This is a genomic window from Leptospira ryugenii, assembly GCF_003114855.1.
Lineage (GTDB): Bacteria > Spirochaetota > Leptospiria > Leptospirales > Leptospiraceae > Leptospira_A > Leptospira_A ryugenii.
Map to the genome: position 1 here is coordinate 766,025 of NZ_BFBB01000008.1, position 23,551 is coordinate 789,575.

24 protein-coding genes are annotated in these 23,551 nt (G+C 39.8%); 19 read left to right on the forward strand and 5 right to left on the reverse strand.

Annotated elements, in window-relative coordinates:
• The first annotated feature begins 11 nt into the window (after window positions 1-11).
• The 12 genes from DI060_RS16320 (at window position 12) to DI060_RS16375 (ending at window position 11,214) form a co-directional block, all read left to right on the forward strand.
• Window positions 12-482, forward strand: a complete 471-nt coding sequence (locus DI060_RS16320) for an LIC_11090 family protein (RefSeq protein ID WP_108977981.1) — start codon at window positions 12-14, stop codon at window positions 480-482.
• Between the two features lie 59 nt (window positions 483-541).
• The gene (locus DI060_RS16325) at window positions 542-1,444 is read left to right on the forward strand and encodes an MbnP family copper-binding protein (protein ID WP_108977982.1); all 903 of its coding nucleotides are present in this window, start codon (window positions 542-544) and stop codon (window positions 1,442-1,444) included.
• Between the two features lie 47 nt (window positions 1,445-1,491).
• Window positions 1,492-2,682: an MbnH family di-heme enzyme gene (locus DI060_RS16330; RefSeq protein ID WP_108977983.1), complete on the forward strand. Its 1,191-nt coding sequence runs from the start codon at window positions 1,492-1,494 to the stop codon at window positions 2,680-2,682.
• A gap of 3 nt (window positions 2,683-2,685) precedes the next feature.
• Window positions 2,686-3,582: a hypothetical protein gene (locus DI060_RS16335; protein ID WP_108977984.1), complete on the forward strand. Its 897-nt coding sequence runs from the start codon at window positions 2,686-2,688 to the stop codon at window positions 3,580-3,582.
• Window positions 3,579-4,493 carry an LIC11086 family outer membrane transporter gene (locus tag DI060_RS16340; RefSeq protein ID WP_108977985.1) on the forward strand — a complete coding sequence of 305 codons (915 nt, stop codon included), beginning with the start codon at window positions 3,579-3,581 and terminating at the stop codon, window positions 4,491-4,493. The genes DI060_RS16335 and DI060_RS16340 overlap by 4 nt, the downstream gene beginning before the upstream one ends.
• A 57-nt stretch (window positions 4,494-4,550) precedes the next feature.
• A complete protein-coding gene (ccrA, locus tag DI060_RS16345) occupies window positions 4,551-5,798 on the forward strand; it encodes a crotonyl-CoA carboxylase/reductase (protein WP_108977986.1) in 1,248 nt (415 codons plus the stop codon).
• A 138-nt stretch (window positions 5,799-5,936) separates the two neighbouring features.
• On the forward strand, window positions 5,937-7,550 hold the full coding sequence (locus tag DI060_RS16350; RefSeq protein WP_167837034.1) for an ArnT family glycosyltransferase: 1,614 nt from the start codon (window positions 5,937-5,939) through the stop codon (window positions 7,548-7,550).
• Window positions 7,547-7,864: a Cys-rich protein gene (locus DI060_RS16355; protein WP_108977988.1), complete on the forward strand. Its 318-nt coding sequence runs from the start codon at window positions 7,547-7,549 to the stop codon at window positions 7,862-7,864. The genes DI060_RS16350 and DI060_RS16355 overlap by 4 nt, the downstream gene beginning before the upstream one ends.
• Window positions 7,865-7,932: 68 nt before the next feature.
• On the forward strand, window positions 7,933-8,946 hold the full coding sequence (locus DI060_RS16360; protein WP_108977989.1) for a zinc-dependent alcohol dehydrogenase family protein: 1,014 nt from the start codon (window positions 7,933-7,935) through the stop codon (window positions 8,944-8,946).
• 9 nt (window positions 8,947-8,955) lie between these two features.
• Window positions 8,956-9,699 (forward strand): type I methionyl aminopeptidase, encoded by a 744-nt coding sequence (gene map, locus DI060_RS16365; protein WP_108977990.1) that lies wholly within the window; start codon window positions 8,956-8,958, stop codon window positions 9,697-9,699.
• A 3-nt stretch (window positions 9,700-9,702) separates the two neighbouring features.
• Window positions 9,703-10,551 carry an alpha/beta hydrolase gene (locus DI060_RS16370; protein WP_244594455.1) on the forward strand — a complete coding sequence of 283 codons (849 nt, stop codon included), beginning with the start codon at window positions 9,703-9,705 and terminating at the stop codon, window positions 10,549-10,551.
• Between the two features lie 36 nt (window positions 10,552-10,587).
• Window positions 10,588-11,214, forward strand: a complete 627-nt coding sequence (locus tag DI060_RS16375; protein ID WP_108977991.1) for a hypothetical protein — start codon at window positions 10,588-10,590, stop codon at window positions 11,212-11,214.
• An 80-nt stretch (window positions 11,215-11,294) separates the two neighbouring features.
• Here DI060_RS16375 and DI060_RS16380 read toward each other — a convergent pair whose 3' ends face one another.
• Both DI060_RS16380 and DI060_RS16385 read right to left on the reverse strand, forming a co-directional pair.
• Entirely contained in the window at window positions 11,295-12,575 is a 1,281-nt protein-coding gene (locus tag DI060_RS16380) for a methyl-accepting chemotaxis protein (RefSeq protein WP_108977992.1), read from the reverse strand.
• 58 nt (window positions 12,576-12,633) lie between these two features.
• Window positions 12,634-13,635, reverse strand: a complete 1,002-nt coding sequence (locus tag DI060_RS16385) for an NAD(P)H-dependent glycerol-3-phosphate dehydrogenase (protein ID WP_108977993.1) — start codon at window positions 13,633-13,635, stop codon at window positions 12,634-12,636.
• 119 nt (window positions 13,636-13,754) lie between these two features.
• Between DI060_RS16385 and DI060_RS16390 the strand changes: the two genes are divergently transcribed.
• Genes DI060_RS16390 through DI060_RS16410 form a run of 5 tightly spaced genes read left to right on the forward strand, consistent with a single transcriptional unit; the run spans window position 13,755 to window position 18,658 of the window.
• Window positions 13,755-14,378 carry a hypothetical protein gene (locus tag DI060_RS16390; protein ID WP_244594456.1) on the forward strand — a complete coding sequence of 208 codons (624 nt, stop codon included), beginning with the start codon at window positions 13,755-13,757 and terminating at the stop codon, window positions 14,376-14,378.
• Complete coding sequence (locus DI060_RS16395; RefSeq protein WP_108977995.1) at window positions 14,375-15,379, forward strand: metallophosphoesterase family protein; 1,005 nt, start codon at window positions 14,375-14,377, stop codon at window positions 15,377-15,379. Before DI060_RS16390 ends, DI060_RS16395 begins: the two co-directional genes overlap by 4 nt.
• A 2-nt stretch (window positions 15,380-15,381) precedes the next feature.
• Window positions 15,382-15,762 carry a hypothetical protein gene (locus DI060_RS16400; protein WP_108977996.1) on the forward strand — a complete coding sequence of 127 codons (381 nt, stop codon included), beginning with the start codon at window positions 15,382-15,384 and terminating at the stop codon, window positions 15,760-15,762.
• On the forward strand, window positions 15,752-17,824 hold the full coding sequence (recG, locus tag DI060_RS16405; RefSeq protein ID WP_108977997.1) for an ATP-dependent DNA helicase RecG: 2,073 nt from the start codon (window positions 15,752-15,754) through the stop codon (window positions 17,822-17,824). The genes DI060_RS16400 and recG overlap by 11 nt, the downstream gene beginning before the upstream one ends.
• Before the next feature lie 42 nt (window positions 17,825-17,866).
• The gene (locus tag DI060_RS16410; RefSeq protein WP_108977998.1) at window positions 17,867-18,658 is read left to right on the forward strand and encodes a M15 family metallopeptidase; all 792 of its coding nucleotides are present in this window, start codon (window positions 17,867-17,869) and stop codon (window positions 18,656-18,658) included.
• On the opposite strand, the gene galE is transcribed toward DI060_RS16410, so the two are convergent.
• Together galE and lpxA are read right to left on the reverse strand one after the other, a co-directional pair.
• Window positions 18,655-19,623, reverse strand: coding sequence for a UDP-glucose 4-epimerase GalE (gene galE / locus DI060_RS16415; RefSeq protein WP_108977999.1), 969 nt, complete (start codon window positions 19,621-19,623; stop codon window positions 18,655-18,657). The genes DI060_RS16410 and galE overlap by 4 nt on opposite strands.
• A complete protein-coding gene (gene lpxA, locus DI060_RS16420; protein ID WP_108978000.1) occupies window positions 19,620-20,423 on the reverse strand; it encodes an acyl-ACP--UDP-N-acetylglucosamine O-acyltransferase in 804 nt (267 codons plus the stop codon). Before lpxA ends, galE begins: the two co-directional genes overlap by 4 nt.
• A 107-nt stretch (window positions 20,424-20,530) precedes the next feature.
• On the opposite strand from lpxA, the gene DI060_RS16425 reads away from it, so the two are divergent.
• Window positions 20,531-20,872 carry an Hpt domain-containing protein gene (locus tag DI060_RS16425; RefSeq protein ID WP_244594457.1) on the forward strand — a complete coding sequence of 114 codons (342 nt, stop codon included), beginning with the start codon at window positions 20,531-20,533 and terminating at the stop codon, window positions 20,870-20,872.
• Here DI060_RS16425 and DI060_RS16430 read toward each other — a convergent pair.
• Window positions 20,869-22,275 carry a DUF6938 domain-containing protein gene (locus DI060_RS16430; protein ID WP_108978001.1) on the reverse strand — a complete coding sequence of 469 codons (1,407 nt, stop codon included), beginning with the start codon at window positions 22,273-22,275 and terminating at the stop codon, window positions 20,869-20,871. The genes DI060_RS16425 and DI060_RS16430 overlap by 4 nt on opposite strands.
• Before the next feature lie 91 nt (window positions 22,276-22,366).
• On the opposite strand from DI060_RS16430, the gene DI060_RS16435 reads away from it, so the two are divergent.
• Window positions 22,367-23,548, forward strand: coding sequence for an acetyl-CoA C-acetyltransferase (locus DI060_RS16435; protein WP_108978002.1), 1,182 nt, complete (start codon window positions 22,367-22,369; stop codon window positions 23,546-23,548).
• Window positions 23,549-23,551: the final 3 nt, after the last annotated feature.

Sequence of the window (23,551 nt, forward strand, 5' to 3'; positions counted from 1 at the left end):
CACTCGCTTTTTTGGAACCTGATTTTGAATTGAAATGGATGGGCCTTTCCCGTTTCACTGCTGCCTTACTCGTATTGATTGTAGGAAGCCATACTGTTTTTTTATCAGGCGGCCTCCTGGGCATCACTGTGGAGTTAGCTTCAAAATTGTGCACATGCAACCATGGAGCCAAACAAGAAAAGCATAGTGATGGAGAGGACCATTCCTTTCGTTCAAAGATAAAGACGAGTCATTCGAAACGTTCAAATTTAGCCCATTGCCATGATGCAAAGCCAGGTGAGGTGCATGTTTGCTCGTGTAAAAAGAGTAAGTCCTCCCTTGAGCAATTGGCGCGTTACCACCAAAGTTGGATCATCGCATCCCATCGCATCATTCAAAATATTGTATCTGAAATTATTGCTTTCTTCCGATCTGAGGACCAGAGGCTTGCAGAGGGTTGGCCCACCTCTCTGATAAAGCCGCCCCGTATTCCTTTTGTTTAATCTTCAACTTTAAACAAATGAGCTTTAGGCTCATACTATGATTTAACAAAAGGAATTTTATGAACAAACTTATATATTTACTTATTCTAATTTTGATAAGCGCATCAGCGTTTAGCTGTCAAACTGAAAAATCGAATGATAACGATCTTGGTCTCGTTGCTCTGGCTGTAATCGCAAATGGTTCTGCTGTTACAAGTATTCCTTTCGAACTTGTCTCAGGAACAGACGCATTTAGCTGTAATCAGGCAATATCAGGAAGCGGAAGCACTCAATTACAGTTACGTGATGCAAGATTTTTTGTTCACGATGTAAAGCTTGTAAAGGCTGATGGATCGACAACAGATTTTATACTTTCGACAGATGATACTTGGCAGAATGGTACTGTAGCCTTACTTGACTTTGAAAATAGAACTGGCCAATGCACTGTCGGCACGACTGATACAAACAAAACCCTACGCGGCTATGCGGCCCCAGGCTTGTATGTTGGCGTGGAGTTTAAAGTGGGTGTACCCACTGCCCAAAACAAGCTACTCAATACAACTGGCGGTGCACCATTGAACACAACTGGAATGTACTGGTCTTGGACGACAGGGTATAAATTTATGAAATTTGAATGGAGAGCTCTCGAGGGTGCTGGTTCAACGAATCAATTTCACACTGGCGGAGTATCTTGCACTGGGGGCAATGGAAATGACATTACTTGTGCATATCCTAACATTCCAACAGTTCGAATCACTCGGTCAAACAATGCAATATGGAGTGCTACTGAAAACCCTATTTACATCAATATACAAGAATTAGTAAAAAACACTAACTCCAATTTGTCGAATGGTGGTGCATCCTATACGTGTATGGCTGGAAATACGACAGCTAGTTGTAAATCCATACTAAATAGTATTGGTATCAACGAAACTGATGGAAAGACACTCAGTACTCAAAGTGCTTTTTCGATAAAAAATTAAGTTAAGATTGAGGGGAGGAGAGTCCTTCCCTCAATTAGGATTCTTTTATGAAGTTACAATCAATAATAGCAATTTTTCTCCTTATTTCATGCTCAATCTTTGAAAAGAAAAAAAACGATAACGATCTAGTTTTAGGTCTTATACTTCTTTCAGCAAACAATGCATATAAATGGAATCTCCCACCGGGATTTCCTGTACCTACAGTGCCATCGGAAAATCCTATGTCTGAAGCAAAAGTAGCTTTAGGAAGACATTTATTTTACGACAAAAATCTTTCCCAGGATAGGAGCTTATCTTGCTCTGGATGTCACAAACAGAGTTTAGCATTTACTGACGGGAGAAGATTTGGAATTGGAATAACGAATGAAGCTCATCCAAGAAATTCTCAAAATTTAGGGAATGCTGCCTACCATCCTCGACTAACTTGGGCAAACCCTCAAATGACGACATTAGAGATTCAATCTAGGGTACCAATGTTTGGAGAGTCGCCAATAGAACTAGGTTTAATAAATAATGATTATTTGGATAGATTGAAGGCAGATACACGCTACATATCTTTGTTTAATAATGCATTTGGTGGCGCTCCGGGATCCATCTCGGAACAGAATGTTCGATTTGCATTGGCTAGCTTTCAGCGTTCTCTTATCACAGGGAATGCACCTGCCGATAAATACGCTTTTCAGAATCAGTCAAATGCATTGAATGCATCTCAAATCAGGGGATTTAGAATATTCAATGGAGAGGTGGCCGAATGTTTTCATTGTCATGGTGGGTTTAATTACACCGACACGGTTTTTCATAATCAGCAACCCACTAGCGATATTTTTTATCATAACAATGGTATCTATACTAAAGCAGAATATGATGCACTTTCGGTCAATAAACGTGGCTTATATGAGATAACGTTGTTGGAATCAGATCAAGGGAAATTTCGTGCACCTTCCCTGCGAAATATCGGTTTAACATTCCCATATATGCATGATGGTTCTTTTATGTGTGATGATTCAGAAAATCCGAGTATAACGTCTGGAAAAACAATCAGAGATTGTGCAGTAAACGCTTTGCGTAAGGTCGTTGCTCATTATGAAAGTGGGGGAAAATCTCATCCAAATAAAGACAGTTCATTCATACGACCATTCACTTTGACGGCCCAAGAGAGAACCGATCTTGTAGAATTTTTACTCTCTCTAACAGACACTGACTTTATCAACAATCCAGCTCATTCGAATCCATTTTAATTTATGATTCGTATAAGACCAATTTTGATTGTTTTCTCTTTTTGGATCCAATTGGCCTGTACATTTGGATCTATTGGAGATTCCAATGAAGAAAATCTAGCCATCATCCAAAACTTATTGTATTTTCGAAACAACACGGTCACGAACCTGCGCACAGACATACAGTATTTTGATAACCAAGAGGATGAAATTTTAAACCAGTTTTCTTTTGTTTCAAATTCGGTTACGTATCAACTTACTTTGGAAAAAGATAGCTACGTCGACTGGGAATCGGGAAATTATAGAATCAACCCCCAGGATAAGGTGTTAGGCTACTTTAGTATAAGTAATGGAGCAAGGACACACACTCCTTTTACTGTGCCATTAGATTTGCCAACGACAGATCTATATGGAAAATCTTATTCATTTCTTATACCATCGAAAGAGTTTTTTTTAAATCGGCCAATGGGAACCAATGATACTGGTTCAGTTTATACTTCATCTATCTCAAAACAAATATTAGATGCTCCGTTGGGAGTGATGGCAAATGCAGTATTAACATATGAAGATATATATTTGAATGCAAGAATTACAAGAAAAGGAAGTCCGGATGTCACGAAGACAATGAAAGTCCTTTTAGGACAAGGTTCCATCGTGCTTAGGCCAAAATGTAAAATTTCTATTTTCCAGGGAAAGGTAAATCCCGTAGTCATTGGATTTGTACACTCAAATCTATTTAGAGATTATTTTGAAAACGGAGCAAACGTAAGTTTTCTGCAAACTCTTTTTACCAAAGTGGATTCAGAAGTTAACATTACAAATATAACAAATACTGACCTTTCTAATATACTGAAGAAGAATTTAAATACAGAAGACCTAGTCATCCAATTCCCAGGCTGTCTGCCAGGGGTTACAAAATGAAATCACTATCTCAGTTTCTTATTTTTTCAATGCTTTTCCTCTCTCCAGTACTCTTTGCCCACCATACTGGTTCCTCAGATAGCCCCATTGCAACTGCGCGCTTTGTGGATCCATTTACCGGCAAAAGAGAAAAGCCGGCAAACTACTTAGTCTTAACGCAAGATTACTACCAATCTACTCGAGAGAATAGTCATCTCTTTACAACGACTGCCTTTGTCGAAATGAACTTTTTTGATGGACGCTTCTCTTTGAATGGATCGGTCCCTTGGAACTACTACCAACAGAGAAATCGTGAGGACGCCGCAAGGATTGGAAAGAGTTATCTTGGTTTTAAGTACCAACCGTTCTTTGATTTGGATAAACCTTACTTCTTCGTAATCGAAGGATCAGTTGGCTTTCCCTCCGGACCAGATACGGATCGATTCACTGGTGGAGATTACTATGCAGGCACTGGTTTTTTAAAGCTCGGTTATCTATATGAGAAGTGGTCTTTTGTTGTAAAGGCAGGTGGGATTCGACCACTTACGCGACCTCAACCAAATAACCTACAGGACAATGATGGCATCCCATATTATTTAAGAAGGCCATCCGAAGCTCCTCCTGAGCCAAACTATCTTTACAAAAACACTGGCATTGCCTCTGGTTACATTAGCTACTATCTACGTCCTGAAATTACGCTATTCTCTGGAATATTATATCGAAATCCTTATAATGGTGTAGAATATTCAAATAACAAAGATAAGGCGAATCCTTTTTATTTTACAGAGGCATCTGCAGGTTTTTCATGGAATTTATCTGAGAAATATAATATGAGTTTAACCTATCGATACCCTTTACAACGAGACCGAGATTACAGATTGTACCAATCCGCTTGGACATTTGCATTTTCAATGGAATGGGGAAGCGATTGACATTCTGAACCCATATTTTAGTTTTCTACGAAACTAAGAATTCGAAAAGGGAATCAAATGAGTGACGTAGAAATCGTACCCGTCGGGGAATTACCTCCTGTTGGCGTGGTGCCAAAAAAGATGCATGCACAGGTAATTCGACCTGAAAGATTTGGGGAGCCTAAAGATTCTTTCCAAGCTGAAGTGATTGATGTGCCTGAAGTAGCACCTAATGAAGTGTTAGTTGCCGTAATGGCGGCAGGTGTAAACTATAATAATGTATGGGCGGCACTTGGTTACCCTGTCGATGTTATTGGGGCTAGAAATAAAAAGGGTGAGCCTGAAAAATTTCACATCGGTGGCTCCGATGCATCTGGAATTGTATATAAAGTTGGTTCAGATGTACAAAATGTAAAAGTAGGTGATGAAGTTGTAATCCATTGCGCAATGTGGGATCCAAAAGATCCTTGGGTTCTTGCAGGAAAGGATCCAATGTTCGCTCCCAGCCAAATCATTTGGGGATATGAGTCGAATTGGGGTTCCTTTGCTCAGTTTTGTAAGGTACAGGATCACCAATGTTTGCCGCGTCCTAAACATTTAACTTGGGAGGCATCAGCAGCTTATATGTTAGTAGCTGCTACTGCGTACAGAATGTTACACCATTGGAAGCCTAATGATGTTAAACCTGGCGATGTAGTTTTAATTTGGGGTGGAGCTGGCGGTCTAGGTGCGATGGCAATTCAAATTGTTAAGGCAGCTGGAGGAGTTCCCATAGCAGTTGTATCCTCAGATGATAAAATTGAATTCTGTAAAAACCTAGGCGCAGCCGGAGTTATCAATCGAAACAAATTCAAACATTGGGGCGCACTCACGACAGAAATCAACCAACCAGAAGCTTTTGGAAAATGGACCAAGGAAGCAAGAGAGTTTGGCAAAGCCATCTGGGACATTGCAGGTAAGGGTAAAAATCCTCAAATCGTATTTGAACATCCTGGTGAAACAACATTGCCCACATCTGTTTTTGTTTGTGAAACTGGTGGTATGGTTGTGATATGTGCGGGTACAACTGGATTCAATGCTACTGGAGACTTACGTTATCTTTGGATGAGGCAAAAACGTCTTCAGGGATCTCATTTTGCAAACGATGACAATTGCAGAGACCTAAACCAATTGGTGATCGATAAAAAAGTCGATCCTGTTCTCGCAAAAACCTTTCCTTTCCAAGAAACCGGTGCTTGCCACCAATTGATGCGAGAGAACAAACACCCTGCTGGCAATATGTCCATCCTTGTAGGAGCAAAAACGACAGGATTGGGCATAAAGTAAAAACAAGCGATTAGACTTGGAAACAAGGCCAGTGGTGAAATGATTTTTTCATCACTGGTTTTTTTTTGTACCTAGATTTTTTAAATTAAAAAGAATAGTTAATGACCGGTTAGTCAGTATTTTTCTTATATGGAATTTATGAAGGTCCTTTATCCTTCTTTCTTATTTCTCTATTTTTTGATCTTTGTTTCGCCAGGAATCGAGATAGCGCATGGAGCTTTCCCCCAAGGCGATGAAATCATGCATGTACGCACCGTGCGTGAGTCCTTGGAAACGGATAATCTTTTCATTCCTCAATTGAATGGTTTAGCAAATGCTTATAAACCTCCTCTTCTTTTTTGGGCAGGTATGTTGTCCGATGTTTTGTTCGGTGAATCATTTCTGTCGGAACGGTTAGTAAGTCTCTTATTTGGATTTCTCACTACAATTTTATTATATTGTGGAATCTTAGCATTCGGAAAATCCAGTCGGTTCGCCTTCCAAATCTCATTGGTTTATGCATCCACATTTGCGGCCTGGAAATTTTCTCGTTTGCTGATGATGGAACAGATGCTTACATTTTTTCTCTTTCTGTTTGTTTATCTCTACCTTCGATTCCAGAAAGAGAAAAAAATCGCTTATTTTCTATTTGGAATCATTTCTCTAAATATAGCCTACTTTATCAAAGGGCCATTGGTTATTTTTTATGCGATTGTATTGCCTTTGTCCTTTCTTGCCGTTGATTTACTTCGGATTCGAAAGAGAAAACTCAATGTAAACTGGCAAAGTATTCTAAAATACAAACATATCCTTCTCTTTCCGCTTTCATTCTTAATTCCTATTCTGTGGATGTTTTATCTTTCTAGGTATTCCAATGAGGGAGCTTTACTCATAAAATTTTTTCTCTTCAATGAAAATGTCGGAAAGTTTTTCAGCGAAAACCAACCTATGCTAAGGATTTTGGGTGGTTGGCTTTTGTATACTATCCCATTTACTCCCTTTTTATTCCTCTTTATCTCTCGAGTGATAAGTACTAAGATCAATACCAGAGAAAAGAGAATCTTACGAGTCATCGCCTATTTTTTGTTAGGGTTGACTCTGCTTCATCTTTTACCGAATCGCAAAGATAGTTATTATGTTACTCCTTTTATTCCCATCCTTTTTTTGGGTGTATCTTTGAGCCTATCAGAAGCTAAAATCACCTCCTATTTTGAAAATCCTTGGCTTGGTAGAATTTATATTCTCCTATTTATCGGCATTGCTATCTTTTCCTTTTGGAATTCCGAATCAAAAATACTCATCGTTTCTGCGGTCACAATCCTTTTTCTTTTTGTCTCTTTATATACTCAGTATCGATTCCAAATCCAATTCTTAATCTCTGTTCTATTCATTCCTTTGATTGCTGGAATCATATTGCCAACATTCCAAAACCCATTGCCAGCAAACGATCTCCAAAGTTTCCAGCTAACTCGACTATGTGTTGTTAGTGAAAATCCTTGGCATGGTATGGATTATCAGAATCAGTTGCGCAAAACAATGGTTATTTATTCTCCTCCTAGTTCGGCTACTGATCTCTGTGAAAATCAAAACCTTCCCATTCTCTCCTTATCCAATTTTTACTCACCCGGAAAAAAATATATACCAAGCATTTCATGGTATGTTTGGAAAGCACACCTTGAAATTGGGGTAAATGATTTCTTGGAAATCGTGCAAAATGTACATAGTTTAAAATTCAAAGAACAAATCCAATTTTATGAGGTTGAAAGAAGATGAAAAAACAGATTCCCCTGATGTTTCTTATTTTATTAGTCATTGGTTTTCATAACTTGAAAACGGCAGGGATTCACGCTGGAGAAAAAGCGGGAATTTCGGGAGTTACAATGTGTCCAAAGGTATGTGCGAGTCTATCTAATTGTGTAGATTCAAAGGCGCAAAATGCAAATGAGATGAAGCGCGTTGCATCTTTGTCCTGTGAAATCCTTTGCACGAAGCAATTCCAATCTTTTTCCAGTTGTACAGAACAGATATCAAAGTCCTGTGATTTGGGAACTAAATGTATAAAAGAAGGGCTGGGATTATCCATCTAAGCCTGCAAAGTTACTACATATTTTACACTTGCAGAATGTGTCTTCACCGTCTCATATGTTTCTGACATATGAAACAAATGACCCTTTCTGCCTTTGGATTAGAGAATTTAAAACTCACGGAAGTAGCTGATCCAAAAAAGCCAGGTCCACACCAAGTTTTAGTAAAGATGCATGCTGCTTCTTTAAATTTTCGTGATCAGTTGGTAATATCTGGTCAGTACAACCCTAAATATCCTATTCCTCTTGTACCTTGTAGTGATGGCTCAGGTGAAGTATTGGAGGTAGGCGAATCCGTTACTCAATTTAAAGTAGGTGATCCTGTTTGTGCCACTTTTGCACCAGATTGGATTGCACACAAAGCAAACCATGCTGAACTCAGAAATACATTAGGTGGTCCACTGGATGGAACTCTACGAGAACTTATTCTCTTTGAGGAAACTGCTCTCGTTCCGATGCCAAAACATTTGACTTACGAGGAAGGGGCAACTTTGCCCTGTGCTGCTCTCACAGCTTGGTCAGCCTTACATGTATTTAGTCGCCTGGTTTCAGGAGAGACAGTCCTTGTACAAGGCACAGGAGGTGTGTCCTTGTTTGCGCTTCAGTTTGCAAAACTTGCAGGTGCTTACGTATATAGTACATCTAGTTCTGAAGAAAAATTGGAGCGAGCAAAGAAATTAGGAGCAGATTTCACTCTCAATTATAAAGAAGTTCCAGACTGGGGCAAAAAGATTCGGGAAGAAACAAAACAAATTGGAGTCGATCATGTTGTTGAAGTTGGAGGGGCAGGTACCTTAACACAGTCAATTATCGCTTGTAAACCTTTTGGCAATATTCACTTGATAGGCATTCTTTCAGGTAAGTCTGGAGAAATTCAGTTGTTACCTGCTGTAATGAATCATATAAAAATCCAGGGAATCGTTGTAGGTGGAAGAAAAGCCTTTATGGAAATGAACCAAGCTATTTCTGTCTCGGGAATGAAGCCTGTCGTGGATTCCATTTTTCCTATGGAAGAGACAAAAGAGGCTGTCCAACACTTAAAATCAGCTTCCCATTTTGGGAAAATTGTGATCAAAATTAGTTAATTAGAATATATGTCAATTCGAAACCACAAAGATTTAATGGGGATTCTGAAAACCGGACAAGTCGTTGCCCGCATTCGGGATCTGATGAAAAAGGAAGCAAAGCCTGGTGTCAGCACTTATGACCTAGATCAAATGGCAAAACAGTGCTTTGAAATGTATGGGGCAAAATCAGCACCGATGTTTGACTATCAGTTTCCTGGCTATACCTGTATCAGCATCAATCATGAAATTGCACACGGCATACCGAAGAAAGAAACGATATTACGTTTTGGTGATTTAGTAAACATTGATGTTTCTGCTACCTTAAACGGTTATTATGCCGATACAGGTATCTCTTTTGTTATCGGAAACACAAACAACAATTTGAGTCGATTGTGTGATACAGCTGTTGATTGTACAGGTAAGGCGATCCAAGAGGCAACTACAGGTAATCCTTTACGTATGATCGGTAAATCGATCCATCAAGTTGCGAAAGCGAATGGTTTTACTGTCATCAAAAACTTAGCTGGCCATGGAACGGGAAAAAAATTGCACGAGGAGCCAGAAGTTTTAGTCTACGAAGAAAAAAGAGATCGGCGTCGGCTCAGCGAAGGGTTGGTCCTTGCGATAGAATCTTTTGTCTCTACAAAATCTGAATTTGCAGTCACAGGCCATGATGGTTGGACCCTCACCACGAAAGACAAAAGTTTTGTTGCACAATGTGAGCATACCGTGATTGTTTCCTCCAAAGGAGCTATAGTCGCTACTCAATAAATTATGAACAATTTTCAGATCCTTCCCTCGGGCTACGGAATTGACCATTGGAATTCTCTGAGAAAATTTTCTAACGATATTGAGAAGGTCATCGTTTTATGGCCATCGACTGGAGGCAATGCACGCGCCTTTCGGATTTCCGAGCTTGATCTACGTTCACAACGCACTTTGCTACTCAGGTACAACCCTAGCTCTCATGGCGGGAATCTAGGGACATACCACCCATCCAATGCCAGAGATGATTTACTTCTATGGCTAAAGGAATACAAATTGACTGATAAAAAACTGATAGGCATTGGTCATAGCGGAGGAGCTTCGTGTTTATTGATGCTTTGGCAAGAATTGCCCTGGGATTCTTTTTTTCTTCTGTCGCCCATTCTTGACAGTCGATTGAGCCTATTCCATCTCTACCAAAATCAGCATATCCATGAATTTTTACAACTTCTAGTAAACGACTCGAAGAGTGGTCTGCCAGACGCTGAGATTTTAGAAAAACGGGAAAGAGTTTACAGCGCTCTATCTGATCCTCGCTGGTTAGAAACGAGTCGAGTAGGCGACTTGGCATTTTCAGTTTCGAATAAATACATCCATTTAGAGAGTCTTTCTGAATTTCTAACGAACTTATTTTTACCTGGATTTCAAATCTATGAGGCATTAGATCAGTGTAAGGTGCCTATCCAAATCTTTTTGCCATCAAAGGACAATTGGTTTCCAAAAAAGATCACTCAAAAGTACGAATACCTGCCACAAATAACCATCAGAGAAATAGAAAAGGCTCCTGATCATTTTTTCACTCATTCATGGTTAGAGGTATGGAAGCAAATACGTGAAGAAATCTTTCTTGCTTATTGACCGCATATTCCTAATCCTAAAGCAATTGGGGAAAATATGAGAAATGGATTAATCGTTTCATTGCTGATCTTGGCAATTGGTTTGGTGGCTGAAGAGGCGACTACAAAATCTGGAAAAAAAGTAATTTTGAATGATGACTTTACTTGGAGGTATGCTCCGGTTGCGAAGTTGGATTCTATACCAAGTTCAATGCGAAAATTGAATTCAGGTAAAGAACAAACATCCGTGATCACAAGTAAGTATGATGGCTCCTATTCAATCTCATACAATCCTAACCAATGGGAGAAGGTAAAATCCTCCAATGAATCCGCTGAATTTGGTTTTGAAAATACAAAGCGTACATCCTATTCTATGGTAATCTATGAGGGAATTGAGATCCCTATGGAATCTTTTCCCGAAATCGTACTGGCAAATGCGAAAGAAGTGGATCCGGATGCATACATCATTGACGTGGAAGAAGTCTTAGTCAATGGACAACCTGGTAAGATTGTAAAGTATAGAGCATCCTCAAAAGGATTGAACTTTATTTTTTATAACTTTCTATCTAGCGGGAAATTTGGTTCGATTCAGTTTATTGCTTTTACACTAGAGTCAAATTTTGAAAGAGATGTAGCAAGTTTTGACTCCCTAATTTCCGGTCTTTCCGTCAAGAATACAAAATAGATACTTCTTCACAAACTGGTTCTTCGGATTTCAAAAGAACCAGACATTTTTAAATTCAATCACAAAGGCTATTTCATCTTTCAATTTAAACGAAAGAATTGGGCCTGTTCTGCTAAACGATTAGAAATCAATTTTATCTCTTCGGCAGAAGCGGATAGTTCTTCTGCGGATGCAGCATTCTGTATACCTATTTCGCTTACTGAATTGATAACATTCTTTATTTCATCGAAAGATTCCTGGTAACGCTTCAAAATTGATTGGATAAGATTTGTTATTTCAATCGCTTCATTTGCTTCTCGAGAAACGTTTGTTTGGTTTTTTGATTGCGTTTCCATCTCAGTGCCAAGATTTTCAAAATTTTCGACAATTTTTTTTGTATCATTTAACACTTCGGCGATAAACTCTGAACTCTGGTAAAAAGATAACATACCTGTCTTGACTTGGCTTTGGTTATCTGTCACCAAACTTTGAATATCTTTTAAACTAGCCCTTGTTTGTGTTGCTAGTTTTGAAATCTCTTCCGATACGACCGCAAATCCTCTGCCGTGTTCTCCAGCTCTTGCCGATTCAATAGCCGCATTTAAGGAGAGAAGATTTATTTTGTCAGAAATGGATTGGACCGTTGAAATTGTTTTAGCAATTTTGTCAGAACTTAAATCAATATAGTCCATATTTTTTTTAAGAGATTGTAAATGTGTGTCTACACTCGAAAATTTCTCTTCAAATCCACGTATCTCCAAAAGACTTTGTTTTGATATCGTGTTTAGTCGTAAGACTGCTGAGGAAAGTTCATCGATTTTTTGGATCAAAGATTCCATTGAGTAGACCAAGACTGTGAACTGAGAAATGGAAAAACTTAAATCTTTTGCATTTTTTTCGGATTCGGAAAGTAGATAGTCATACCCAGAGGATAATTTTTGTGCATTTTGAGAAAGATCATTTGTGGCAGAGTGTTGTTCATTCAAAGTTTCATCTATATTCAAGGATAGTCCTTGAATCGTAGAAATTGCATTTTTTACAACATCCATCAATGAATTGAAATTATGGACAAATTCACCTATTTCATCTTTGGACTGAATCGAGAGCCTCGAACGAAAGTCACCTTTGGCTAACGACTCCGTAAAGTGACCAACGTTAAGGATGGTGCGTAGCAACGATTTTTTTCCGATGATATAGGAAAAGTAGCCAACACATAATCCTGCAATGATGCAGAGACCAGTGAAAACTCTCTCTAAAAGTAAACTGTGAAATGCTACAAAAATAGGAGTGATGACTCGAAACATGACTCCCATCAAAAAACCAAATAACAATGAATAGGCGAAGTATCTTTTTAAAATACTTCTAAAAGAAAATATAGACATAGTTGCTTAGTTAATAGACGAAATGTTTATTAAAAAATCAACATTTTCTAAATCAAATTTAAACACCTTCTCTTTTCAGATCTCGGCTCATAAGCGCTTTCACAACTTCTTTGGGATCTTTATCTTCATATAACATTCGATAAACTTCGCTCGTAATTGCCATTTCCACTCCAAGTTTATCGGCCAGATTTTTAGTAGACAGAGTCGTTTTAACCCCCTCAGCGACCTCATTCATAGACGCAAGGATGTCTTTTAACTTTTCCCCCTTTCCTAAACGGAAACCAACAGTTCTGTTTCTAGAAGCCTCTCCGCAACAGGTGAGAACTAAATCCCCCATGCCCGAAGGCCCAAGGAAGGTCATAGGATCTGCTCCCATTTTCAAACCCATCCTTGTGATTTCATTCAGACCACGAGTGATGAGAGCAGCTCGGGTATTTTGGCCAAAACCCAATCCGTCCGCTACGCCTGCAGCAATCGCAATGACATTTTTCAAAGCCCCGCCGACTTCTACTCCGACAACATCTGGTGTCCAGTATGTACGAAAATAAGTGAAACTGAAGATCTCTTGGACTCTTTTGGCTGTTGCTTCATTTTTGGATGCGATGGATACAATGGTCGGAACCTTCCGAACCATTTCCTTGGCAAAGCTCGGCCCAGAAAGGTAGGACAGTTGTGAATGAAAGGAACCGGGCAGTTCAGATTCAAAAATCTCGGAGACCAATCGCAAAGATTCATTTTCGATCCCTTTCGAGGCAGAAACAATTGGTGTTTTTGCGGGGAGGTGGTCCTTGATCTTGCGAAGGATGTCACTGAGTGCATGGGAAGGCGGCGCTGACACAATCATGTCCTTTTCCCGCACAACCTCGATCAAATCAGTGCTTGCCTTCAGTTTTTCTGGTAGGACAAGCTCTGGCATATGTTTGTTATTAATGTGTTTTTCATTAATAGACTTTGCTTGGTCGTCGCTCCTTGTCCAAAGAACGACTTCATACCCCTTGTCCGCTAATATGCTACCTAGTGCGGTGCCAAAACTTCCTGCGCCAATGACTCCAATCTTCATGAGTTCAGTACTTTAAATTCGCTTTTCAAAATGGCAATAGAAATTAATTTTAATTTATGCTTTTGACGGATCTCTTCCGTTTCAACCCTTTGAATCTTCTCCTTACGCCGAAAACGGTGGTGAAGAGCAATTATCGGGTAACTTTACTCCTAAAAAATCTCCGTTCTGTCATTAAATCAGAGATTATTGCAAAAGATCCTGATTTGGAAACCTTAGCTGTAACATCCGTAAGGGGAGAGATTCATTTCACAGGCATATACCGAATGAATTGGTTGTGGATCTCTAGGTTGGTGGGCGTGAGTGCGGTTCACTACCGCGTAAGATTGAAACCAGTATCGGTCCGAGACAATAAGGCACACCTTAGAATCATCGGGTATAGGATTTGGGATACAAAACCTCGTAAATTTGATTTTGTTAGATGGTTTGCAAAGATCGATCCATTTCACAAAAAGAAAGTCCTGGCTTCTATCATCAAAAACGCGCCAAAGGTGCTTTCTCTCACTGGTCTACAGTGGGAGGTCCAAGTCAATTTGAACTATTTTTTGGATTTAGTTCCTTCTATCGCTGGAAAAATAGAAATCCAATATCTAGTGGCCGATAATGAAGATGTGTATTTCCTCTTACGATCAGGAACTATATTGAAACCACTTGTTGATTTTTTTGGTCCTGAATACCTTCGTATTGATTTTTTAGAAGAGGATAGCGATCTTTCGATTCCTCTTTGGGAAGCTTCCAATTTATGAAAATTGTTTATCTTACTGATATTCATGATGGCCTTCACGGCTTAAAAAAGATTTTACAGTCAACGGAAGCAGATCTCTACCTTTTTTCTGGTGATATCATTTACAAAGCATTTTTCTCTTATGATCGCATCATTGAGTTTTGCGGTGTGCAAGAAGAGATATACTATTTGTTAAATGAAAGTAAAGATGATTTAAAACCCTTCGATTTCACTACAAAGGCAATCCGTTTCCCAGAAAAATACTCTCAGGCTATCTTAGAAAAATCACATAAGTATAGAGATTTATACAAGATCGCAGCTAAAACGATGAAAGATAAGTATGAAATCATTGAAATGCTGATCCAAAGATATGCAAAATCACCTGTGTATTGTTTGCCTGGAAATTATGATTTGGACCTTCAATACACTGCTCTTTACCAAAGAGAAATCCATAGAAAGAGCTTTGAAGAAGGAAATTTAAAGTTCTCAGGTTATGGTGGAGCTCCTATTTGGACTTCTGGGATTCCTGAGAAGTTGACCGTTGTATTTCATGAATATACAAAACAGGGTAAGAACTATAGTGAACCCGAGGACTTCTTCAGAGAAGAGTTGCCTGATGTTTGTGTGATCCACAATCCTGCCTATGGCTATTTTGATAAGATCCCCGGGATGGGCCATGTGGGAAGCCAAGGTATTCGTAGATACTTGGATGATGAGTCACCGGCGCTAGTTGTATCAGGCCATGTCCACGAAGACCAAGGTGTACTAAAGAAAAGAAATACAGTGTTTGTAAATCCCTCCAATTTCGGAGCCGTTGATTCAGTTTACGGTTACCAAGAAGGAGGTTACTTTGCAGAAATATTTCTCGAGAACCGACAAGTAGTTCAAACAAATCTTTGCCAACTGAAAGAGGAAACCATCCATCGATTGATTGAGGTGGATTGTTCTGGTAAGGAATTACAACTCATCGCACAAAACCCAAATTCAAATGTAAGTTCAGAAGATTTCATACGTGGGAAGTGACTATGGTCACCTTTGTAACGATCGTTGGAGTGGTGATTACGGCAGCCTTCTTTCTCTATGCACTTTCTGCAGTCGACAACCAAACTCTTGACCAAAAAGAAAAAAAAAGACAAGAGAAAGAAAACCAACTTCGCTCTGCGGATCCTAAGAAAGTTTATTCAAAAGAGTGGAATCCCGATGTTCCAAGGCCAAGGATTTGTCCCGTGTGTGGGACTTTTTTGAGAAAGGATGAGTTTTTGTATGCAGCCATTTCTGCCTATGTGAATTCAGAAGGAAAAAAACAAGCACAGATATATGGATGTAAGTACTGTTATTTGATCGTTGATTCTGGCTTCCAGGAGATCAAACAAAAACCAAGTGCGGAGATGGACTTTGAAGTCTGATGCAAATATTCTTTCTCCATTACAAATACTGCCTGGAGTTGGAAACAAACGAGCCGAGGTATTAAAAGCAAATGGCATTCTGACCATCCTGGATTTGCTAACAACCTTTCCGCGAAGGTACCTAGACCGAAATTTTACAAAAGATATTATCTTAAAACAAGGTGAGTTAGTCACCTTACTGGGATCTATCAGCGATCACTACATTGTCCACGGAAAAAAAAGTCGACTCATCGTAGGATTCCGGACTCAGAACAATGAGAGAATCAATTTAGTTTTCTTTCGTGGAGTTCACTTCTTTCAAAAAGTTTTTAAAAATGACCGTAGGCTGATCATTTCTGGAAAATTGGAATACTATAGAGGGTACCAGATCGTACACCCAGAATACGAGTTTTTATCCGATGAAGGTGAAGAAGATACTGCTTCCATACATGCCGGCAGAATCATTCCGCTTTACCCTTCCAACGAAAGTTTAAAAGAAGAAGGATTCGATTCAAGAGGTTTTCGAAAATTAATCTTCTCTGCCTTAGAAGAAATACCCATTGTAGAAAACTTACCCAAGCCATTATTAAAAGAGAGAAATCTAATTCCTAGAGATTTAGCATTTCGGCATATCCATTTTCCAGAATCCTTAGAAGAGATGGAACTGGCTCGAAAACGATTTGTTTACGAGGAGTTTTATTTTTTTCAACTCCTCCAAAATTACAAAAAAAGTAAAAGAGAAAGCATCAAACGAGAGTTATGGCCTATTCCAAAATCAAAGTCAGCGGATTCATTGTTATCTCGATTGCCATTTGAGTTAACCGAGGATCAAATAAATGCTGTAAAACAAATACTCTCATTGTCTCAAAAGGATGTGCCCTTGGCTGCTCTATTGCAAGGTGATGTGGGTTCGGGAAAAACTATAACTGCACTACTAATCGCACTTCATTATATTGATAACCAAATCCAAGTTGCCTTTATGGCTCCAACAGAAATATTAGCGCGCCAACACTATGAATCCATTTATAAATTTTTGGGAAACATGCCTTTTCTTGGTATTGAGCTTTTGTTAGGTGGAGAGAATAAAAAAATACGCTCAGATAAATTACAAAGAATCAAAACAGGCGAATCTGCATTGGTCATCGGCACTCATTCTCTACTACAAGAGGATATTTTGTTTTCAGATCTTGGATTGGTGATCATAGATGAACAGCATAAGTTTGGAGTAGACCAAAGGGAAACGATACGCTCAAAAGGTAAAAATCCAGATATTCTCGCAATGACTGCGACACCAATTCCTAGAACACTTTGTCTTTCTCTCTATGGTGATTTAGATTTGGTAAATATCAAAACAAAACCAAAAGGTAGAAAGCCTATTGATACAAGATGGTACAAAGAAGACCGCAGAGCAGGAGTTTATAATTCCATTCGTAAATACATCAAAGAAGGAAGGCAGTGTTATATTGTATACCCTCTAGTAGAAGAATCAGAAAAGGTGGATCTTGAATCTTGCACAAAGGCTCATGAATACTTGAGCAAAGAAATATTTCCAGACTGTAAGGTAGGTCTCTTGCACGGAAAGATGAAAGGTTCGGACAAAGATATGGTTATGAATTCTTTCAAACAAAATGAATTGCAAATCCTTGTGACAACAACTGTCGTAGAGGTAGGAGTCGATGTTCCTAATGCGACGATTCTTGTTGTAGAACATGCTGACCGATTTGGAATTTCCCAATTGCACCAGCTTCGGGGAAGGGTAGGTAGAAGTGACCTGGAAAGTTATTGCATCCTGATGACTGAGGAGTTTGTGAGTGATGACGCTCGGGAAAGACTTGATGCTCTTACACAAACTAATGATGGTTATGCACTCTCTGAAAAAGATTTGGAAATTAGAGGACCAGGTGAATTGTTGGGTGTCAAACAAAGTGGACTTCCTGAGTTTAAAATTGCAGATTTAGTGCACGATCGTTCTCTATTAGAATTGGCCAGGGCAGACGCAATGAAATATAGTAAGGGTGACGAGCTTGAAAAATCAGAGATCTCTGCTCGATTCAATGAAGGTAAATTTTTATTTGCGAATTGACTTCCCCATAGAAAGCCAAAGGATTTCCCAAAGCCCTCGATTATGAAACGTATCCACATATCATCTTTTAGTTTTTTATTTTTGATCAGCACAAGTATTCATTTATCTGCCCAATCCAAAAATCAGGAATCTCTCTACCTTAAGTTGAATCCATTTGAATATTTGATGGGAAAATACAATGCTAACCAGGGATTGATTCCTATCCAATTGGAGGAAAACCAAAAAGACCATTTTCTCCGCCCTGAAGTTAAGTCTGCGCTATTGAAAATGATCGATGCCTTTGAGGATTCTAAGCCTGCCAGCTACAAACAAGAAATCTTTCTTGTCTCCTCTTTTCGAAATTTCAACCAACAAAAACAAATCTGGGAATCCAAGTTTACTGGCAAAAAAGCTATGAGAGTCCCCATTAAAGATAAGACACCTGCGGAGATCATTGCATTGATCTTAGAATTCTCCAGTGCACCTGGAACGTCAAGGCACCACTGGGGAACAGACTTTGACCTAAATGCTTTGGACAATGGCTACTTCGAAGGAAATGGAAGAGGAAAGATTTTATACGATTGGTTACAGAAAAATGCACATCTTTACGGTTTTTGCCAACCTTACAATGAATTGGCGAAAAGGGGAGGCAAAGGATACCAAGAAGAAAAGTGGCATTGGTCTTATGCACCAATTGCCCAAAATTTACAGGCTGCATGGTTGAAAGCATATTCTGAAAAGAAAATAAGCATTAGTGGAAGTTTTCTTGGCTCAGAAGAGTTAGGTGATAAAAGTGTAGAATTTGTCCGTTCAATCAATTCAGATTGTGACAAAATCGCGAAACAATTCAACTAAAGACTTTTGTATAGATCCCACATGGATTCTATCAAAGTCTTTGCGTCACTGAACTTAGGTTCCCATTTGAGTAAATCTTTGCCTTTCGCCGATGAGGCGAGTAACTTTGCTGGATCGCCGGCTCTTCTACCTACGATTTTATGTGGGATGGCTTTCCCTACGATCTCTTCTGCAATTTTGGTCATTTCTTTAACAGAATAGCCATTTTCAGAGCCTAGGTTCACCGTTAAGCTTTCATTATGTGTTCTGATATAATCTAAAGCGAGAATGTGGGCTTTTGCTAAGTCACTTACATGGATATAATCTCGGATGCATGTTCCATCTTCTGTGTTATAATCCTCACCGAAAATTTCAAAGCCCTTTCTCAGGCCTGAAGCTACTTCCATAATGATGGGAAGTAAATTTGCGGGAGTTTTTTCAATACCTCGGATTCTACCTTTTGGGTCATAGCCAGCCGCATTGAAATAACGAAGGCAAGCGGACTTTAAACCTTTGAGTTTATCAAACCACCGAAGATTTTCTTCTATTGCAAGTTTTGTGTAACCATAGTAATTTTCAGGATCGGTAGGATGATTTTCATCTATGGGCAAATATTTGGGCGCACCATAGACTGCTGCCGAGGAGGAAAATACAAAGTATTTTGTTCCATACTTAAGCATGGCATCTAACAAAACAAAAGTGCCATTTAAATTATTAAGTGTATATTTCATGGGATCTGTCATAGATTCACCTGCAGCTTTCCAGGCAGCAAAGTGAAAGACAGCATCGATCCCCTTCGAAAAGGCTTTTTCCAAGACAGATGAATCTTGGATCTTTCCTTGGATGAATTGATTGTTTGGAAACAAATTGGCTTCGTTTCCATTGGTCATATCATCTACGACAGTTATATCATACCCTAGCTCCATAAGCTCGAGTACGATATGGGAACCAATATAACCGGCTCCACCTGTGACTAAAACTTTCATTCTTCGTCAGACCCACCGATGGCTCTATGGTCGGTCACACCACGTTTACTCGCCTTGAAGAAGTCGATGATGTACCTTACTTCTGGGATCAGATCTTTATCTTTTTCTAATTCCGCGATCGCCTGTGAAGTATTGAGTCCCATGTGGTATAAAACTTTATAAGCTTTTTTGATCGCATTCCTTGTGTCTCCATTGAAGCCATTTCGCTTTAATCCAACTGAGTTTAAGCCAATGACTGTCGCTGGGTTTCCATCGATAGTACTATAAGGAGGAATGTCTTTTACGATTTTTGCAAGTCCAGCAACCATTGCAAAATCACCCACTCGAACAAATTGGTGGATGCCTGTTAAGCCAGAGACAAAGACCCGATTTCCAATGACAACATGGCCTGCGATCATACTGTTCTGAACCATGATGTTGTGGTCCCCGACGAGACAATCATGCGCAATGTGTATATTCCCCATAAAGAAATTATGGTTACCAATTTTTGTGTAGCCACCTTCTTTGGTTGCCCTGTGGAAAATACAATTTTCCTTGAGTGTATTGTTATCGCCAATCTCGATGTAGGTGGGGGTTTCCGCTTTAAAGCCTAAATCTTGTGGAATCCCACCAAAGGTGACTCCTGAACAAAACTTATTGAATTTTCCGATTCGTGAACCGGTAAGGATACGTGCATGGGACTCTATCTTTGTTCCCTCTCCAATCTGAACATCTTTTTCAACAATACAAAAAGGTCCGATTTCAACGGACTCGTGCAATTCGGCTTTAGGATCAATGATTGCTGTTGGGTGAATCTTCATAAGTTCCCTCAATAAATTGGAAGATTCTATGAGATGCAAATGATTTTTTAAAAAGTAATTTACATCTTTTAATTAAGAACATTCTATAAGTTAATTCGGAGAGTGTTTTGTTAATAGATTGGTCCAGAATCGAATCGCTCGTGGATACCAACGATCCCGATGACCTCAACTGGTTAAAGGAAATGATCGCGTCCTTATTGGAAAATATGGCAGTCCGCATCCAAAACTTGGGCCAGTTTATGGAAGCACGTTCGGCCAAAGACCTTCAGTCTGAGTTGCACCAAATCAAAGGAGTCGCGGCGAACTTTGGTCTTTCGGCACTTTCTGCTCTTGTCATAGAAGCAGAGTCCAAAGCAAAGACTGGTGACATAGATACCTGCATTAGCATAGCAACAAAGATTGCTCCCATTTGGGAAGAAACCAAATTAGAGCTCCAAAAAAGATTCTAAAATTGATCCTTTATTAGATCTACTGCCATCTTACTTCCTTGATAGACTGAATCATTGGAATGTTTGATCACTTTTTCATTCATTCTTTGCAGCATTTCATTTGAAAAGGCAAAGATCTCAATTAACTCGTGCGCATGTTTTGGTTCTCTGCACTCTACTGTACCTTCACCTAATTCGAGTGAATGGGCAACGGAGGCAGCTTCATGGTCACCCACTCTTCTAATGAATAGTTTTGGGATAGGAAAGAAGGCCAATTCTGAAGGCTTTGTAACGAGTACATCTGAAATACGAATCAATCGATCAGTGGCGCTAAATGCCTCTGTATGGGATGGGAAATTAAAGAGAACCACAGAAGGTGTCTTATCTCTTTCGTCTTCCTTCAATGGATGGTCGTCAATAAACTCATTTAACTGTTCCCAGGTAAGCACACTTCTAAAAGGTATTTTATGGGTATTTAAAAATTCTTCTAAAGCATTGAAGACCTTTGTATGATCACCGGTGTTGATCCAAAAGTGAAAGTCTCGATCAAGTAGAGCTGATTTGGAGAGCGCAATCAATTCTTGGATAAAACCTTTTTGCGCTCCCGCACCTCCGATTGGGATCAAGAATCTTCTTTTTTTCCTTTCATCAATTCGTCTGATTCTTGTTAGGGTGTCAGACTCTGCATTGTGTGCAATGTCTCTGGAAACCCAGTGACCTGCGTAGGCTAGATTTTCTTTTGGGACTCCCATTTGTAAAAACTTTTTATAGGCGGTTTGCGTTTGCACTAAATTGAGAGCACCAGGAACGAGCAGATAATATTGTGGGTAGGTATCACAGATTAGGTGGATAACCGTTTTAAAGCCAGAGGCAACGGCAATTTGACCATTTAACGGATATGTTGTGATAACAGGATTTTCTTTTGGAAGGTCGATCATTAAATTTTTATAGAGATCCGCAAGCTGGCAGGAAAGTTCTAAAGAGGTTAAATTTCCTTGTGACATGAGTTGGCCCCATATCCATTCCACAGGACCACCCATTTCTGCAGAGAGTCTGCTGAAAAAACTATAGGATTGGTCGATATCATGGATCGCCCTGGATTCATTGGATTCGATGGCGAGGAGGTCATGCAGGAAACTAGGAATTTTGGCCGCCAATGAATGTGAGTAAACGGAAAGAGCCATTCGGTGGTGGCCGTAACCCATACGAATCGAACCAACGACCAAACCTTTACCAATTTTGCTAGTTTCGTTTCCTTTTTGGATCAATCCGAGGCCAGGGTAGAGAGAGGAAGCAGAGGCGCTGAGGGGGACAGGTTTGTTGGCAACAATGCTATATCGCTTTTGCAGATATAGGCGGATCATATTGGCAGATTGTTTGGAAAGAAAGCCGGCATCCAAGCCGAAGAGAGGTTGGCGATTCATGCCTGAATAGAGTAGTTTCCTTGCCTCTCACTTTCAAGTTTATTTTGAATTCTTGGCTGACAGGGGAGGAAATTCATCAGTTTTTGGTTTCATGGAACAAGTTTATATTTTAGGCGGCCTACGTTCAGCCTTCGGAAATTTCGGTGGTACTCTCAAGGACATGAGTGCAGTGGATTTGGGTGTGGAAGTCTCAAAAGCAGCGATGGCGAAAGTCGGTATCGACCCACAAATCATCGAAGAATCCATTTTTGGGAATGTGATCCCAACAGGAAAGGATGGAATCTATTTAGCAAGGCATATTGGCTTAAAATCAGGTGTTCCGGTCTCTGCGCCAGCCCTCACACTAAATCGGTTATGCGGTTCTGGAATGGAATCAGTGGTGCAAGCGGCAAAAAAGATATTACTCTCAGAAGCACATACAGTTTTAGCTGGTGGTGTTGAATCCATGAGCAATGCACCCTACGTTGTGAGAAATGCACGATTTGGCGTTCGTTATGGAAATACAGAATTTGAAGATTCGTTGGCACAAGGCCTAACAGACGTTTACGTTGAATTGCCTATGGGTATGACAGCCGAAAATCTTTCAGACCAATATAAAATCTCACGTGAAGAGCAAGACGAATGGGCTGCGATTTCCCAGGAAAGAGCGGAAGCCGCGACCAATGAAGGGCGATTGAAAGACGAAATCCATCCAATCACAATTGGTGGAAAGACTCCCATTGTCTTTGAAAAAGATGAGTTTGTAAAAGGTAAGGCAAGTGCTGCAAAGCTAAGTGGCCTAAAACCTGCCTTTAAAAAAGACGGAAGTGTTACAGCTGGGAATGCTTCCGGTATCAATGATGGGGCTTCTGCATTGGTCATCGCTTCGGCAAGCCAAAGCAAAAAATTAGGAAAAGAGCCCCTTGCCATCATCAAGGGATGGGGTCATGCTGGTTGCGACCCAGCGAAGATGGGCATTGGCCCTGCAGTTGCCATTCCACTGGCACTGAAACAAGCTGGTATATCCTTAAAGGATGTTGGCCTTGTGGAAGTCAATGAGGCATTTGCTGCCCAATATCTGGCTGTCCAAAAGGAATTAGGTCTCGACCCCAAAATCACAAATGTCAATGGAGGTGCCATCGCCATTGGACATCCACTCGGAGCATCGGGCAATAGAGTGACTTTAACTCTAGCACTCGAAATGCAAAGACGAGGTGTCAAATATGGAGTCGCCTCACTCTGTATAGGCGGTGGCCAAGGGATTGCACTCGTTTTAGAAAACCCTAAAGCATAAGTA